Source organism: Achromobacter veterisilvae, from assembly GCF_037619525.1.
Lineage (GTDB): Bacteria > Pseudomonadota > Gammaproteobacteria > Burkholderiales > Burkholderiaceae_B > Achromobacter > Achromobacter veterisilvae.
Genome location: NZ_CP148753.1, coordinates 5,189,136 through 5,204,282, shown reverse-complemented (window position 1 = coordinate 5,204,282; position 15,147 = coordinate 5,189,136). Strand labels below are relative to the sequence as shown.

The window sequence follows — 15,147 nt, the reverse complement described above, 5'->3', positions numbered from 1 at the left end:
GCCCGCGAGGGGCCGGTTGCACTGGCCGTCCGGCCAGGCTCAGACCTCCAGGAATCCCGCCGCCAGGAAGCCTCCGTCCACAGCCAGGGTATGGCCGTTGACGTAGGCCGCGCCATCGCTTGCAAGAAAGGCGACGGCGCTGGCGATTTCTTCGGGTTCGCCGTAACGGCGCTGCGGCACGTTGCGGTAATACGACTGGCGGGTTTGCGGCGTGTGATGCTCGCGCGTCAGCGGCGTTTCGATGGGGCCGGGCGCCACGCAGTTCGCGGTGATGCCCAAGGGCGCAAGCTCTACGGCCATCTGCCGGGTCAGCGCCATCAGCGCCGCTTTGGAAGCGCCGTAGGCGGTGCGGCCGGGGCTGGCGCGCACGCCGCTGATCGACGCGATATTGACGATGCGTCCCCAGCCCGCGCGGGCCATCAATGCCGCGGCGCGCTGCCCGCACAGCAACGGCCCCGTCAGGTTCACGGCCAATACCTGCGACCACAGTTCCAGCGGATAGTCCAGGAACGGGCAGGCGCCTGCTATGCCGGCGTTATTGACCAGCACATCGCAGCGCCCATGATGGCGCTCGATGTCGTTGAACGCCGCGGCGATGGACGCCGGATCTCCGACATCCATCGGCAGCGCGTGCGCCCGGAAGCCCTGTAGGACCAAGGACGCCGCAAGCGCTTCCGAGCCCGCTGCGTCCCGGTCCGCGATCAGCACGGTCATGCCGTCCGCCGCCAGCCGGGACGCAATCGCCCGGCCTATTCCTTGCGCGCCGCCCGTGACCAGCGCGACGCGGGCAGAGAGAGCGGGTGCGGGGTTCATCGGCGGTCTCCGGCGCGTTCGACCAGCCGGGCGGGCACCCGCAGCGTAAGCGCGACGCCCGCGAAAGCCGCGCATGCCAGCACGTACATGCCCATGGAGGTGGCGCCGGTGGCGTCGCTGACGGCGCCCATCATGTACGGCGCGGCAAACCCCGAAAGATTGCCGATCGAGGTGATCAGGGCGAAACCGGTGGCCGCCGTCGCGCCTTTCAAGAAGGCGGTCGGCAGGTTCCAGAACAGCGGAATGGTGGTGACGATCCCCGCCATCGCCACGATCAGCGCGCCGAACGACCACCAGGGCTGCGCATGCCAGACCACGCTCAGCACCAGGCTGGCCCCGCCCAGGACGCCCGCGGTCGCCAGGTGCAGGCGCCGCTCGCCGGTGCGGTCCGAATTCCAGGCCAGCGCCAGCATGGTGACGACGGCCGCCGCGTACGGCAGCGCGGTCATGAATCCGATTTGGCGTATGTCCGAGAACCCCAGCGTCTTGATCAAGGTCGGCAGCCAGAAGCTGACCCCGTACAGCGCCGCGACGAACAGGAAGTAGATCAGGCACAGCATCCAGACGCGTCCATCCGACAGGCCGCGCGCAAAACTGCCCTCGCGGTGCGAATCGGTGTCGCCGACTTCCGCCTTCAACGCCATTTTTTCCTGGGCGCTGAGCCAGCGCGCGTCGTCGATCTTGTCCGGCACCATCGTCCAGAACAGGAAGCCGAGGAACACGGCGGGCAGGCCCTCGCACAGGAACATCCACTGCCAGCCCTTGATCGGCAGGAAGTCCGGCGCCGCGGTCATCAGCCAGGCGGACAGCGGGCTGCCGATCACGCCCGATATGGGCAGCGCGGTCATGAACGTCGCGATGACCCGGCCGCGCGTGCGGGCGGGGAACCACTGGCTGACGTACAGCATGATGCCGGGCGCGAAGCCGGCCTCCGCCACGCCGAGCAGGAAGCGCACGGCGTAGAAGGACATGGGCCCGGTCACGAACATCGTGCAGGCCGACAGAATGCCCCAGGTCACCATGATGCGGGTGATCCACATCCTGGCGCCCAGGCGGTGGAGCAGCATGTTGCTGGGCACTTCGAACAGGCAATAGCCGATGAAGAAAATGCCCGCTCCCAGCCCGTACGCGGCGTTGCTCAATCCTATGTCGGGCGCCATCTCCAGTTTCGCGAAAGCCACGTTGACCTTGTCGAGCTGATTCACGACCAGGCTGACCAGGATGATGGGTATCAGGCGCCAGAATATCTTGGAGTCGGTGCTTCGATCGACGGGGGCCGGTATGGGCGTTTGCAGCGTGCTGCTCATGAGTGTCTCCATTGACTACGCGATCCTGTCGGCGTAGAGTTATTATCAAACGATAATATATATCGGCATGCGGCCCAGAAGGTGGGTTGTGTGCCCTAGGACTATCCCTAGGCCACCGAGCCCAAGGACCAAGGAGCGTTTATGGATTACTTCTTCGGAAAGACCGTGGCCATCACCGGCGCGGGCAGCGGTATCGGGCGGGCCACTGCCGACGCGGCCGCGGCGCGCGGCGCGCGCGTGCTGGCGCTGGACCGGGACCGGGAGGCGCTGGATTCCCTGCAAGCGGAATTCCAGGGGCGGGGCTGGGCGATGACGCCGGTGCCGGTCGACATCGCGCAGGAAGCCTCCATACGCGCAGCCGTCGCCGAGGGACTGGCTGATGTGGCGGGCGTCGATCTGCTGGTCAACAGCGCCGGCATCGTGTCGCGCGGTCTCTTCGAGACGACCTCCGCCGAGGAATGGCACCGCGTGCTGGGAGTCAACCTGTCGGGCACGTTCCTGATGTTGCAGCAGATGCTGCCCTTGCTGAAGGCCGGCGAGGGCCGCGCGGTCGTAAACGTGGCCTCGCTGGCCGCCAAGCGGGTGTCGTACACCGGCGGCGTCAGCTACACCGCGGCCAAGGCCGGCGTGCTGGGCCTGACCCGCCATGCCGCGTTCGAACTGGCCGGGGAGGGCATCCGCGTCAATGCCGTGTGCCCGGGGCCCGTGCTGACCGCCATGACGGAGCGGCACATTCCGCTGGAAGAACGCAGGAAGGTCGCCGCCATGGTGCCGCTGGGCGACTGGATGAGCCCAGCGGACGTGGCCGAGGCCATCCTGTTCCTGGGCAGCCCCGCGGCGCGCATGATCACCGGAACCACGCTGGACGTGGATGGCGGATTGTCTTTGGTGACCGGCAGCTCTTACGAAGACTACCGGCAGGCCCGGGGCTAGACCCTAGGCTTGATCGCGCTTGCCCGCGAACAGGGCCGCGGACAGGCGTTCGACGTCGTCCTCGCCGTAGCTGGAGCTGGCCATCAGCCGTTCCAGCAGGTTGTTCAGCGCCACGGTCTCGACCGCGCTGAAATCGCGCAGCGCGTAGCGCTGGACTTCCAGGACAATGCGGGTGCCGGCTTCGTGCGCGCGGCGGCCCGGATGGGTCAGGGTATAGCGCGTGGCGCGGCCGTCTTCCGGATCGGGCATGGCCACGACCATGTTCGCTTCGCGCAGTCTTTGCAGGCAGCGTCCGGTCTGCACGGGCGTCAGCAGCATGTCGCGGCCGATCTCGGTCGAAATGCTGCCGGGCGTCTCCGCCAGCTTCACCAGCACGCGCCATTCCAGGGCGCGTATGCCCAGATGCCGCGCGAACAGTTCCTCCGCCATTCCCAGAATGGATTCGGCGATGCGGCGTACCCGATAGGCGGCGAGTTCTTTGAAGTGCATGGAGGCGTTGCGGACACGTTTGCAAGCGGAGATTCTATGCGAGCGCCAAACGGGAGGGGGAGGCGCCCGTGCCACTGTAGCGGAAAAGACTGTGCCGATATATTATCAATTGATAATATATCGGTTTTTAGACAAGACGAGGAGACTGCCGTGGACACATCCCCTGTGGCAAAAGCGCCGGCACGCGGCCAGCGCGAACCGGGCGTATACGTATTCGATGTTTCGGACCGGCCCTGGCAAGGCGTGGGCAAGACCGGGCTGGCGCAGAAGATCGTGCGCAGGGACGACCGCACGGGCCATTCGTTCGGTTTCATGTCTTTCGACACCTTGACGCGGACCGGCGTGCATCAGCATCTGGGGCCGGCGTTCAGCTACTTCCTGGCGGGGGGCTTGACCGACTACCAGGGCACCACCGTGGCGGGCGAACTCGGGATCAATTTCACGGGGTCCACGCACGACGCCATCGCCTACCAGCCCACCCTGTCGGTAGGCCGCATGGAAGGGCCGGTGGCCTACGGTCCCGATGTCCAGCATTCGCTGCACGCCGGCAATCGCCATGCCGAATTCGACAATCAGTTTCCGGAACATCTGCCGGACCTGAACATCGCGCTGGCCTCGGTCACCGTAACCGGAACCCGCGTGGCGGGGCTGACGCGGCGCCTGGTGTACGACTATGCCCATACGCCCCATATGCGCCGGGTGACCCAGCTTATGCTGTTGCCGGGCACCACGGTGCCCGCGCACCGCTTGACGGCGCTGGTCGATATGTATGTGCTGGGCGGCGACCTGACGCTTACGGCGAAGGACGCGGTGTCGCACGCCAGGGCCGGGGACTTCGTCGTGATGGAGCCGGGCACGCAGCTCACGTTCTCGTCGCGTTACGGCGCCAGCCTGTTGATCTGGGCGGACGGCCCGGCTATGTGGGAAGAGGGGCCTGCCAGTCCCGAGCTGTACGGGTTCACCTCGGCGCATGGCGATCCGCTGCGGTTCGGCAACCGGGCGCCGAAGGAAATGAAGCGGCGCTGACACGGCCAGCCGGCGCCGCGCCCCGCTCAATCCTTCATGTGCGGGCCGCAGGTCCGGATCCACGCGGCCTTCAGGTCCGTCAGTTCGTCGGACGCCTCCGTCATGGCGCGGGCCGCCTTTTCCGGAAACGCCACGCCATCGCGGCGGCACGCCTCGAACCGGTCGGCCAGCGCGAACCGGGCGTCCAGCAGGTCCAGCCGGCCCTGGCACAGCGCGCGGTCCAGTTGCAGGTCGTTCGACAATTCGCGCGTGCGCTGCACGTCTTGCGCGCGCGCGATGCTCGCCCGTTCGGCCTCGACCTCGGCGACGCAGCCGCCGGCCGTTTCGGCCGCGGCCGCGCTGGCGCTGGCGGAGATCAACAGAACGGCGAGAAGACGGCGGGGAAGGGCGGGCATGCGTGGAACCTTGGCAGCACGAGGGAAACGGTCTGCATCATAACTGCTGGGAAACTGACGCGTCCCTTCCTGTTGAAGTAGCGTTGTATGGTTATGAAACACCCCCTCAGCCATTCGGGGATGGGAGGCATATATGAGCGTTTCTTATGGTGAAAAACTGTATGGCTGCAAGCTAGTCAAGCGGGAGAAGATCCATCCCGCTCGTACTGTGCCGCCGATATTGACTGTCGAGGATAAGAAGCAGGTTGCGTTGGCGGCGAAGAAAGTCATCGAAGTCCACAGAGACGTTCTCATTGCCTTGAAGGATCGATAGTTGCTCGATCCTCAATCCGTCATTGCCATCCACGACGTCCCCTCGGCTCAGACCTTCGCCGTCAGGTTGACGAACACGCTCCGCGGTTCGCCGTGGTAGATCTGGTTCATCACGCCACCCAGGTAGTACTTCTTGTCGAAAAGACTGTTGAGGTTCGCCTGGGCTCACAGTCGTGAACTGACGTCGTAGCGCGCCATGAGGTTGTAGATCGCGTAGGCCTTCTGGCGCGGTTTGTGGGCTTATCCGTCCGTATTCCGGCGCGCCGCAAGCCTATTCTTCCTCGCCGCGCGGCGCGGCGTCGTCCAGGCGCTGCATGTTCTCCAGCAGCTTCAGCAGGTAGTGCAGCGTGTGGCTGAGGTCTCCCATCGAGAACTCGTCCAGCGCGCCTTCGTAGTATTCGTGGATGCGCGGCAGCGCGTCGTGGGTCCATACCTTGCGGCCGGACTCGGTCATGGTGACCAGGCGCGAGCGGCGGTCCCGCCCGTCCGGCGCGCTCGCGATGTGGCCGTCGCGCTCCATCCGGCCGAGCAGGCCCGACAGGCTCTGCCGGCTGACCATCAGGTAGCGGGCCAGGTCGCCCACGCTGATTCCTGCCTGCGCCTCGGGCCGCGACAGCGCGCCCAGCACGGCCCACTGCTGCGTCGTCAAGCCCAGGTGCTCCACCGCGCGGCTTCCGGTTTTATGCAGCATGTTTGCGCATTGATACAACCTGAAAAAAAGCCGGTTGGCAAGCTCCATTCGCGCTATTTCAGTATTTTTTCTAGGGTTTTCCATAGGGCCTGCTTCGTGTTTTTGGCTTGATTATCCGTGGCGGCGGTCGCTAATATAGGTAAACATATTTACGTATTTTGGTGGCGTATCCCGCCCGCCGGGTAAGGATACCAAGCCTGCAACCTAGGCAGAGGAAATCATGCAGAGACTGAGCGGCAGGACGGCGATCGTGACGGGCGGCGGCGGCGGCATCGGCGGAGCGGCCTGCCGGCGCCTCGCCCGGGAAGGCGCGGCGGTCGGCGTGCTGGACCTGGATCCGGAAGCGGCCGCCGCCGTCGCCGCCGGCATCGAAGCCGAGGGCGGCCGGGCGCTGGCCCTGCGCTGCGACATCACGCGCCGCGAGGAGGTCGACGCCGCCGTGGCGGCGGTCGAATCCGGACTGGGCCCGGTCGACGTGCTGGTGAACAACGCGGGCTGGGACATCTTCAAGCCCTTCACGAAGACCGAGCCCGCCGAGTGGGACAAGCTCATCGCCGTCAATCTGGTGGGGGCGCTGCACATGCATCACGCGGTGCTGCCCGGCATGGCGGCGCGCAAGTCGGGGCGTATCGTCAACATCGCGTCGGACGCGGCGCGGGCCGGCTCCTCGGGCGAGGCCGTCTACGCCGCCTGCAAGGGCGGGCTGGTGGCGTTTTCCAAGACCATCGCGCGCGAGCATGCGCGGCACGGCATCACCGTGAACGTGGTGTGCCCGGGGCCGACGGACACCGCGCTGTTCGCCAGCTACAAGGAGGGCGCGGGCAATCCCGAAAAGCTGGTCGAGGCCTTCACCCGGGCCATTCCGCTTGGCCGCATCGGCCAGCCCGAAGACCTGCCCGGCGCGATCCTGTTCTTCGCCAGCGACGACGCCGCCTATGTCACCGGGCAGGTGCTGAGCGTCTCGGGCGGCCTGACCATGAACGGCTGAGCGGGCCGTTTCCTTTCTTCCCTGGAATCTCCCATGAACTACGAAGACATCCTCTACGAAGTCCGCAATGGCGCGGCCTGGATCACCATCAACCGGCCGGACAAGATGAACGCGTTCCGCGGGCGCACCTGCGATGAACTCATCCATGCGCTCAACCGCGCGGGCTACGCGCCGGAGGTCGGCGCGATCGTGCTGGCGGGCGCCGGCGAAAAGGCCTTCTGCACCGGGGGCGACCAGTCCGCCCATGCCGGGCAGTACGACGGGCGCGGCACCATCGGGCTGCCGATGGAAGAACTGCACAGCGCCATCCGCGACGTGCCCAAGCCCGTGATCGCGCGGGTGCAGGGGTATGCGATCGGCGGCGGCAACGTGCTGTGCACCATCTGCGATTTCACGATCGCCTCCGAACGGGCCGTGTTCGGCCAGGTGGGGCCGAAGGTGGGCTCGGTGGATCCCGGCTACGGCACGGCCTTCCTGGCGCGCGTGGTGGGCGAGAAAAAGGCCCGCGAGATCTGGTACCTGTGCCGCCGCTATTCCGCCGCCGAGGCGCTGGCCATGGGCCTGGTCAACGCGGTGGTGCCGCCGGACCAGCTCGATGCCGAAGTGCAGAAATGGTGCGACGAGATCATGGAGAAAAGCCCCACCGCCATCGCGATCGCCAAGCGCTCTTTCAACATGGACACGGCGCACCAGGCGGGCATCGCGGGCATGGGAATGTACGCGCTGAAGCTGTACTACGACACGGAGGAATCGCGCGAAGGCGTCCGGGCCTTCCAGGAGAAGCGCAAGCCCGATTTCCGCCGCCACGCCAGGTAGCGCCATGCCCACGCACGAGCCCGCCGCCACGTCCGGCGAGCCGCAGGAGACAAGATGAATCCCTATATCGACGAGGACCTGGCCGCGCTGTCGGAGCACGCCGGGCGTTTCGCGGCCGGGCGCGTGGCGCCGGGCTTTCTCGAACGCGACGCGACGCGGACGCTGGACCGCGGGCTGATGCGCGAGATGGGCGGCCTGGGCTTCATCGCGCCCGAGCTGCCCGAGGACTGCGGCGGACAGGGGCTGGGCAGCCTGGCCGCCGGCGTGATTCACGAGCAGATCGCGCGCGCCGATCTCAGCCTGTCGTACATCAATCTGCTGGCGTCCCTGAACGGCCAGATCCTGGCGCAGCACGGCAGGCCCGACGTGGCGCGGCCGTGGCTGGCCCGGCTGACGCGTGGAGAGGCGCTGCTGGCCATCGCGCTGACCGAGCCGCGCGGCGGCTCCGACGCGGCCAACCTGCGCCTGAGGGTGGAGCGCGCCGGCGACCACTATGTGCTCAACGGCGAGAAGGCGTCGATTTCCGCCGCCGACCAGGCGGACGCCGCCGTGGTGTTCGGCCGCAGCGGCACCGTGGAGTCCGGCGCGCGCGGCGTCACCGCCCTGCTCGTGCCCCTGGACTTGCCGGGCATCACACGCAACCGCTACGACTGCCACGGGCAGCGGGCCATCGGGCGCGGTTCGCTGTTTTTCGAGAACGTGCGCGTGCCGGCCGACCACCTGCTGGGGCGGGAGGGCGAGGGCTTCGTCCAGGTCATGCAGGGCTTCGACTATTCGCGCGCGCTGATCGGCCTGCAGGTGCTGGCGGTGGCGCGGGCCGCGCTGGACGAGACCTGGGCGCACGCGGCGCAGCGCGAGGCCTTCGGCAAGCCCCTGTCGGCGTTCCAGGGCGTGTCGCATCCGCTGGCCGAAGGCGAAACCCAGGTCGAGGCCGCGCGCCTGCTGTGCCTGCAGACCCTGTGGCTGAAGGACCGCCAGTTGCCGCACGGCGCGCAGGCCGCCATGTGCAAGTGGTGGGGGCCGAAGCTGGCGTACGACGTGGTGCACCAGTGCCTGCTGACGTTCGGCCATGGCGGCTATGACCGCGGCGTCATGGAGCAGCGCCTGCGCGATGTGCTGGGCTTCCAGATCGGAGACGGCACGGCGCAGATCATGAAGACCATCATCGCGCGCACCCGGGCCGGGCGCGAGGCGGTGCCGGCCTGATGCCGGCCCGGCGCGGATAACATCGGAGAGACGACATGGAATTCGATGCTGTACTGATTGCACCGAGACGGCAGGAGAGCGTTGCGCGCGGCTGGTGGCGGGACCTGACCATCAACGACTTCCTGGACAGGGGCGCGGCCTCGCATCCCGACAAGCTGGCGCTGACGGCCGTGCACACCGACAGCGCCGAAGTCAGGCGCTTCACCTACCGCCAGTTGGCCGCCATGGCCGACCGGGTGGCGGTGGGGCTGGCGCGGCTGGGCATCGGCGCGGGCGACGTGGTGGCCTGCCAGTTGCCCAACGGCTGGCAGTTCGTCGTCACCTACCTGGCCTGCTCGCGCATCGGCGCGGTGATGAACCCGCTGATGCACATCTTCCGGCAGCGCGAGCTGTCGTTCATGCTGCGCCACGGCGAGGCGCGCGTCTTCATCGTGCCGCAGCGGTTCCGCGGCTTCGACTATCCGGCGATGGCCGAAGGCCTGCGCGCCGATTTGCCCCGGCTGGAGCGCGTGATCGCGGTGGGCGGCGCCGGCCCCGACAGTTTCGAGGCCCTGCTGTCCGACCCCCGCTGGGAGGCCGAGCCCGACGCCCGCGACATCCTCGGCCGTTCGCGTCCAGGGCCGGACGACGTGACGCAATTGATCTACACCTCGGGCACCACCGGCGAACCGAAGGGCGTGATGCACACGGCCAACACCACGTTCTCCAACATCGCCGCCTACGCCGACCGCCTGGGGCTGGGCGCGGACGACGTGGTGCTGATGGGGTCGCCGATGGCGCACCAGACCGGCTTCATGTACGGGCTGATGATGCCGCTCTACCTGGGTTGCGGGGCGGTGACGCTGGACATCTGGAATCCCGCCGTCGCGGCCGGGCTGATCCGCGAGCACGGCGCGACGTTCAGCATGGCGTCCACGCCGTTCCTGACGGACCTGGCGCGCGAGGTCGCGCAGTCGGGGCAGGGCGTGCCCACGCTGCGCACCTTCCTGTGCGCGGGCGCGCCGATCCCGGGGCCGCTGGTGGAGCAGGCCCGCCAGGTGCTGGGCGCGAAGATCGTTTCGGCGTGGGGCATGACGGAGAACGGCGCGGTCACGCTGACCCGGCCGGAAGACGACGACGTCCGCGCCTACACCAGCGACGGCTGCCCGCTGCCCGGGGTCGAGATCAAGGTGGTGGATGCTTCCGGCGCGGCGCTGTCCGCCGGCGAGGTGGGCAATCTCTGGCTGCGTTCGTGCTCCAACTTCGGCGGCTACCTGAAGCGGCCCCAGTTGAACGCTACCGACGACGAAGGCTGGTTCGACACCGGCGACATGGCGCGCATCGACGGCCAGGGCTATCTGCGCATCACGGGCCGCAGCAAGGACGTGATCATCCGCGGCGGCGAGAACATCCCCGTGGTGGAAATCGAGTCCCTGCTGTATCGGCATCCGGCCGTGGGCCAGGCGGCGATCGTGGCGTATCCGGACGAGCGCCTGGGCGAGCGGGCCTGCGCCGTGGTCACGCTCAAGCCCGGCGGCGCGCTGGCGCTGCCGGAGCTGGTGGATTTCCTGAAAGGCCAAGGCGTGGCGCTGCAATACATCCCGGAGCGGCTGGAGGTGCGCGACAGCCTGCCCAGCACGCCGACGGGGAAGGTGCAGAAGTTCCGCCTGCGGGAAATGCTGCGGGACGGCGCCTAGCCCGCCGCGCGCTCAGGCGCCGGGCGCGGTTTCCAGCGGCGCCACGGCCGCGCCCTGGATGCCGTGGCGCGCCAGCGCTTCGGCCACGAATCCCGATTTCTTCATGGCCTCGACGAAGGCGCCCAGGTAGGCGCTGGCCTTGTCGCCGCGGCTCTTGGGCACGCCCATGGCCTGGCGGATCAGCATGAAATGGCCGTCCAGCAGGCGCAGGCCGCCCAGGCGCTGCGCATCGGCCTGGAGCTGCTGCTTCACGCCGGCGGCGACTTCCAGGTTTTCGCGCAGGAACGTGTCGACCACGGCGGGCGAGGTCGGCGCGCGGAAGATCTCCGCCTGCTTGAGTTCGCGCGTCAGGTACAGGTCGTAGGCGCTGCCCTTGCCGACCGCGACGCGCCGTCCCTGGCGGTCCACCTCGTCCATGGCGGTGATCGGGGAATCCTGCCGCACCAGGTACGCGCCTTCGATGACCACATAGGGCGCGGTAAAGGCGATCTGCTCGCCGCGCAGCGGATCGATGGCGAAAAAGCCCACGTCCGCCTGCTCGGCGGCCACCGCGTTGACGGATTCGCCGGCGGACTTGAACACCACCAGTTCCAGCTCCACCTGCAGGCGCCGGGCCAGTTCCGTGGCCAGGTCCACCGAGACGCCGCCGGGCCGGCCGGTGGCGGCGTCGGTATTGGCCAGGATGGGATTGCCCAGATTGATGGAGGCGCGCAACGTGCCCGTCGGGGCGAAGGCGGAGAGCAGCTCGTGGTCGGTCTTCATGGTTTCCTTGGCGGGAGGGGCCGCGCCGCCGGGCGCGGACGTTGCGGCAAGCATAGCCGGAAGCGCGCGTTTTGCGCGACGCCCCGGCGCGCTATTGCGCGCGGCGCAGGATGTAGTGCGGGGCCAGCGGGCCCGTGGGGCGCGTGCCGTCGCGGTACAGCATGGTCACCTGGTTTTCGCCCACGAAATAGCGCTGGCTGTCGCCCGAGGCGTCCAGCCGGATGGTGCTGCCGTCGGACTCCCAACTGAAGTCGCCCGTCACGACTTCGGGCTGCGGCTGGCGGTCCAGGTACTGGGTCTGTCTTTCGTAGCGGCCGTCCTGCGTCAAGGTCAGCCGGGTGCGGATGCCGGGGCAGTCCGCGCACGGGAGGGTGCCGTCATAGCTGCCGGCCCAATCCAGCGAATTGCGGGCCGTGTGGCCGTCGGCGGGCGCGCCGCGGCCGGAGACGGTCTGGGAAGGCGCGCAACCGGCCAGCAGGGCGAGCGTCAGGGCGCAGGTCAGGGTGGTCTTCAGCATGGCGAGCTCCTGTGAGGCAAACGCATTCACGATACGGACAGTAACGTGCCCGTGCTGAAACGGGATGTAAGGCGGTCGGTCTTCTTCCGTCGGCGCGCATGCGCTACGCTTGGCGTTTTTCCTTGCCGGGCCGCCCGGCGCCATGACGATCCGAACAGGACGAATCCCATGAACGGCGAACATCGCTACCGCGTCACCGTGGACTGGACCGGCAATACCGGCACCGGCACGTCCAGCTACAAGGCGTATTCCCGCGATCACCTGATACGGGCGGAAGGCAAGCCCGACGTGCCGGGTTCGTCCGATCCCGCGTTCCGCGGCGATGCGGCGCGCTGGAATCCCGAGGACATGCTGGTGGCGTCGCTGTCCGCCTGCCACAAGCTCTGGTACCTGCATTTCTGTTCGGCCGAAGGCGTGACCGTGGTGGCCTACCGGGACGAGGCCGAAGGCGTGATGGTCGAAGACCGCGAGCGGGGCGGGGCGTTCGCCCAGGTCACGCTGCGGCCCGAGGTGACCATCCTCGCCGGCGACGACGCGGGGCTGGCCGCCGAACTGCACGAGCGGGCGCACCATTTCTGCTTCATCGCCAATTCGGTGAACTTCCCGGTGCGGTGCGAACCGCGCATCGTGCGCGCCGGCTGAACGATGCCGTCTCTTCCGCTGCGGCCCGCGATGCCGCCGGCCTGCGCCGACTGGCCCCGGGATTATCCCGCCCTGGGCGCGCCCGGCCTGCGCCTGCGCGCCATGCGCGAGGACGACGCCGCCGATTGGTACGCATACCTGCGGCGGGAGGATGTGACGCGCCACACCAGTTGGAGACTGGACGGGCCGCAGACCCTGGCGGGCCTGATCCGGGCCTATGCGCGGCCCGACCGGTCCCACAGCATGCGGCTCGCCATCGCCGGCCCGGACGGCCGGCTCGTCGGCACCATCGGCCTGAACGAGATCGCGCTGCCGCAGCGCCGGGCCGAGATCGCCTACGACATCGACCCGGCATACTGGCGCCGGGGCCTCGCCACCCAAGCCTGCGCGGCCTTGACGGGCTGGGCGCTCGAGACGCTGGGCTTCGCGCGCATCCAGGCCACCGTGTTGGACTCCAACACGGCTTCGGCGGGCGTGCTGGAACGCTGCGGTTTCCGCCGCGAAGGGCTGTTGCACGCGTACCGGGTAGTGCGCGGCGAGCCGCGCCATTTCTGGATGTACGCCCACACCTGGCCGCCCGCCGAGACCGGAGCGGAGTGCGGCTGAGCCGCACTGGCGCCTGCCTGATTTGGCGGTAGACTGGTCGGCACCTGCCACTTCCGGGAACGCCATGGATTCCGCCTTGATCGTGATCGACGCGCACCACAACGCCACCTTGTCGTCCATCTCCAGTTTCGGCGTGAAGATCGCCGCCATTCCCGCCGCCGACATCGCTTTCGGCGGCGCGGCACCGCGGTGAGCGCCATGGATCCCGAACTGCTTTCCCAGCTGGTCACGCGCACCATGCCCTTCGGCAAGTACCAGGGCCGCCTGATCGCCGATCTGCCCGGGCCGTACCTGGCCTGGTTCGCGCGCAAAGGCTTCCCGCCGGGCGAGCTGGGCCGCCTGCTGGCCCTGATGCACGAACTGGACCACAACGGCCTGTCTTCGCTGCTGGCGCCGCTGCGCCAGTCCGCGGGCAAATCCGCCGGCAAATCCTGAAGCGGCCCCTGCGCGAAACCGCGGGAAACAACTCTGGCGGATTGTGTAGCGTCTTGGCACGCCGCGGGCCGGCGGGCGAGGATACGATAGTGCGGCGCGCGCCGGGCCGGGCGGCCATCGGCTCCTGTCCGCGGCGCGCTTGCCCATCGAAGAGAGGTCGCCATGAAGAAATACCGTATCTCCGCGTTCCTGCTTGCCGCCCTGTGCGCGGCCGGCGTCGCGCAGGCGCAGAACGCCGCGCCCATCACGCAGGAATACCAGTACCCCAGCGTGCGCTCCAAGGACGGCAGCCTCTCGCCGCCCTCCACGCTGCGCATGACGGTCACGCCCGAGGCCGGCTCCGCGCCGGCGGTCATCCGCGATACGCCGGAGAGCCAGGCCGAATACGTGCGCTGCCGCGAAGTCTCGGACCGCGCCGCCGTGTCGAACGCGCAGATGCAGGCCGGGGTGGCGCAATGCCTGAAGGAACTGGAGCAGCGCCGCCAGCAGCAGTAGGGCGCTCACCGCCGGCGCGGGGCCGGCTTCCCGTTTTGGCTGAACGGTAATAATATTCAATCTCATCAACAAACCCGATCCCGCCGCGGGACCGCGACCGTGACCGCCATCTCCCCCGAACCCGACTGGACCGTATCGGCCGCCATGCCCGCGATGTCGCTGGCGGGCGGCACGCTGCGCTTCGGCCGGGAAGAGCGGGTCCACGAACGCCTCGAGCCCGGGCTGAAGCTGGTGCTGGTGCTGGACGGCGAGCTGCGCTATAGCGTGCGCGGCGCGCCGGCCACGCGGGTCAGCGGCCCGCTGCTGCACATGAGCCTGTGCCAGGACGCCATGGGCATGGAACACGAATTCGGCGCGCACGAGGCCCTGCGCTTCGTTTCCTTGCGCACCGGCCTGGAGCACCTGCGCGACACGCTGGCGATGGAGCCGGCGGAACTGGCCGCGCTGCTGCGCGCGCCCGGAGGCCGCCAGCCCTATGCCGATGCCAACCTGCGAGTGGCCCCCGCGATGCAGGCCCTGGGCAACCAGATGCTGGCCTGCCCGGTGCAGGGGGCGCTCAAGCGCATGTACCTGTCGGGCAAGGCGCTGGAGCTGACGGCGCTGGCTTTCGGCGCGCTGCAGCCGGCGGCGTGCCAGGCGCCGGGCCACGGCCTGTCGCGCGGCGACGTCGAGCGCCTGCACCATGCGCGCGACCTGGCCGCCGCGAACCTGCAGGATCCGCCGTCGCTGCCGGAACTGGCGCGGCGGGCGGGCGTCAACGTCAACAAGCTCACCACGGGTTTTCGCAAGCTGTTCGGAATGAGCGTCTACGCCTACGTGCGCGAACGCCGGATGGAGCAGGCCCATGCGCTGTTGGCGGCGGGCGCGCTGTCGGTGTCGGAAGCCGCCTACGCTTGCGGATACACCGACTCGCATTTCACCAAGGCCTTCCAGCGCCGCTATGGCCTGCTGCCCAGCAGCGTCGCGCCGCGCGGCTGAATCCCCGCGCGCCGCCGCTTGCGCGGCGAAACTCCCGCAATCGCCAGCAAGACTTCCGCA

20 protein-coding genes are annotated in these 15,147 nt (G+C 68.4%); 13 read left to right on the top strand and 7 right to left on the bottom strand.

Features of this window, described 5'->3' with window-relative positions; genetic code table 11:
- Positions 1 to 39: 39 nt before the first annotated feature.
- Positions 40 to 813, bottom strand: coding sequence for an SDR family NAD(P)-dependent oxidoreductase (locus tag WHX56_RS24120; protein WP_338879202.1), 774 nt, complete (start codon positions 811 to 813; stop codon positions 40 to 42).
- A complete protein-coding gene (locus WHX56_RS24115) occupies positions 810 to 2,120 on the bottom strand; it encodes an MFS transporter (protein ID WP_338879201.1) in 1,311 nt (436 codons plus the stop codon). Before WHX56_RS24115 ends, WHX56_RS24120 begins: the two co-directional genes overlap by 4 nt.
- Positions 2,121 to 2,261: 141 nt before the next feature.
- Between WHX56_RS24115 and WHX56_RS24110 the strand changes: the two genes are divergently transcribed.
- Positions 2,262 to 3,053: an SDR family NAD(P)-dependent oxidoreductase gene (locus tag WHX56_RS24110; protein ID WP_338879200.1), complete on the top strand. Its 792-nt coding sequence runs from the start codon at positions 2,262 to 2,264 to the stop codon at positions 3,051 to 3,053.
- Positions 3,054 to 3,056: 3 nt separating this feature from the next.
- Here the strand turns inward: WHX56_RS24110 and WHX56_RS24105 are convergent, their stop codons facing one another.
- Entirely contained in the window at positions 3,057 to 3,542 is a 486-nt protein-coding gene (locus WHX56_RS24105; protein ID WP_129239309.1) for a MarR family winged helix-turn-helix transcriptional regulator, read from the bottom strand.
- Positions 3,543 to 3,692: 150 nt separating this feature from the next.
- On the opposite strand from WHX56_RS24105, the gene WHX56_RS24100 reads away from it, so the two are divergent.
- Positions 3,693 to 4,568, top strand: coding sequence for a cupin domain-containing protein (locus WHX56_RS24100; RefSeq protein WP_338879199.1), 876 nt, complete (start codon positions 3,693 to 3,695; stop codon positions 4,566 to 4,568).
- Positions 4,569 to 4,594: 26 nt separating this feature from the next.
- Here the strand turns inward: WHX56_RS24100 and WHX56_RS24095 are convergent, their stop codons facing one another.
- Complete coding sequence (locus WHX56_RS24095; protein WP_129239311.1) at positions 4,595 to 4,963, bottom strand: hypothetical protein; 369 nt, start codon at positions 4,961 to 4,963, stop codon at positions 4,595 to 4,597.
- A gap of 133 nt (positions 4,964 to 5,096) precedes the next feature.
- On the opposite strand from WHX56_RS24095, the gene WHX56_RS24090 reads away from it, so the two are divergent.
- Positions 5,097 to 5,276, top strand: a complete 180-nt coding sequence (locus tag WHX56_RS24090; RefSeq protein ID WP_338879198.1) for a hypothetical protein — start codon at positions 5,097 to 5,099, stop codon at positions 5,274 to 5,276.
- Between the two features lie 270 nt (positions 5,277 to 5,546).
- Here WHX56_RS24090 and WHX56_RS24085 read toward each other — a convergent pair whose 3' ends face one another.
- Complete coding sequence (locus WHX56_RS24085; protein WP_129239314.1) at positions 5,547 to 6,014, bottom strand: MarR family winged helix-turn-helix transcriptional regulator; 468 nt, start codon at positions 6,012 to 6,014, stop codon at positions 5,547 to 5,549.
- A 172-nt stretch (positions 6,015 to 6,186) separates the two neighbouring features.
- Here WHX56_RS24085 and badH point away from each other — a divergent pair, with 172 nt between their 5' ends.
- The 4 genes from badH to aliA are packed head-to-tail and all read left to right on the top strand — an operon-like array spanning position 6,187 to position 10,652.
- The gene (gene badH, locus WHX56_RS24080; protein ID WP_129239315.1) at positions 6,187 to 6,954 is read left to right on the top strand and encodes a 2-hydroxycyclohexanecarboxyl-CoA dehydrogenase; all 768 of its coding nucleotides are present in this window, start codon (positions 6,187 to 6,189) and stop codon (positions 6,952 to 6,954) included.
- Positions 6,955 to 6,987: 33 nt separating this feature from the next.
- Positions 6,988 to 7,770, top strand: a complete 783-nt coding sequence (gene badI / locus WHX56_RS24075; RefSeq protein WP_129239316.1) for a 2-ketocyclohexanecarboxyl-CoA hydrolase — start codon at positions 6,988 to 6,990, stop codon at positions 7,768 to 7,770.
- Between the two features lie 54 nt (positions 7,771 to 7,824).
- Positions 7,825 to 8,976, top strand: coding sequence for a cyclohexanecarboxyl-CoA dehydrogenase (aliB, locus tag WHX56_RS24070; RefSeq protein WP_338879197.1), 1,152 nt, complete (start codon positions 7,825 to 7,827; stop codon positions 8,974 to 8,976).
- A gap of 35 nt (positions 8,977 to 9,011) precedes the next feature.
- Entirely contained in the window at positions 9,012 to 10,652 is a 1,641-nt protein-coding gene (aliA, locus tag WHX56_RS24065; RefSeq protein WP_338879196.1) for a cyclohexanecarboxylate-CoA ligase, read from the top strand.
- A 12-nt stretch (positions 10,653 to 10,664) separates the two neighbouring features.
- Here aliA and WHX56_RS24060 read toward each other — a convergent pair whose 3' ends face one another.
- Both WHX56_RS24060 and WHX56_RS24055 read right to left on the bottom strand, forming a co-directional pair.
- Complete coding sequence (locus WHX56_RS24060) at positions 10,665 to 11,414, bottom strand: ABC transporter substrate-binding protein (protein WP_338879195.1); 750 nt, start codon at positions 11,412 to 11,414, stop codon at positions 10,665 to 10,667.
- 91 nt (positions 11,415 to 11,505) lie between these two features.
- Positions 11,506 to 11,931 (bottom strand): copper resistance protein NlpE, encoded by a 426-nt coding sequence (locus WHX56_RS24055; protein ID WP_129239320.1) that lies wholly within the window; start codon positions 11,929 to 11,931, stop codon positions 11,506 to 11,508.
- Between the two features lie 168 nt (positions 11,932 to 12,099).
- On the opposite strand from WHX56_RS24055, the gene WHX56_RS24050 reads away from it, so the two are divergent.
- The 6 genes from WHX56_RS24050 to WHX56_RS24025 all read left to right on the top strand — a co-directional run bounded on the left by WHX56_RS24050 (position 12,100) and on the right by WHX56_RS24025 (position 15,087).
- Entirely contained in the window at positions 12,100 to 12,573 is a 474-nt protein-coding gene (locus WHX56_RS24050) for an OsmC family protein (protein WP_338879194.1), read from the top strand.
- 3 nt (positions 12,574 to 12,576) lie between these two features.
- Positions 12,577 to 13,179 carry a GNAT family N-acetyltransferase gene (locus tag WHX56_RS24045; protein ID WP_338879193.1) on the top strand — a complete coding sequence of 201 codons (603 nt, stop codon included), beginning with the start codon at positions 12,577 to 12,579 and terminating at the stop codon, positions 13,177 to 13,179.
- A gap of 64 nt (positions 13,180 to 13,243) precedes the next feature.
- A complete protein-coding gene (locus WHX56_RS24040; protein WP_279636174.1) occupies positions 13,244 to 13,372 on the top strand; it encodes a hypothetical protein in 129 nt (42 codons plus the stop codon).
- 5 nt (positions 13,373 to 13,377) lie between these two features.
- Positions 13,378 to 13,614, top strand: a complete 237-nt coding sequence (locus tag WHX56_RS24035; protein WP_338879192.1) for a DUF3820 family protein — start codon at positions 13,378 to 13,380, stop codon at positions 13,612 to 13,614.
- A 162-nt stretch (positions 13,615 to 13,776) separates the two neighbouring features.
- Positions 13,777 to 14,109, top strand: a complete 333-nt coding sequence (locus WHX56_RS24030; protein ID WP_287751744.1) for a hypothetical protein — start codon at positions 13,777 to 13,779, stop codon at positions 14,107 to 14,109.
- A 99-nt stretch (positions 14,110 to 14,208) separates the two neighbouring features.
- Positions 14,209 to 15,087: a helix-turn-helix transcriptional regulator gene (locus WHX56_RS24025; RefSeq protein ID WP_244234949.1), complete on the top strand. Its 879-nt coding sequence runs from the start codon at positions 14,209 to 14,211 to the stop codon at positions 15,085 to 15,087.
- Positions 15,088 to 15,147: the final 60 nt, after the last annotated feature.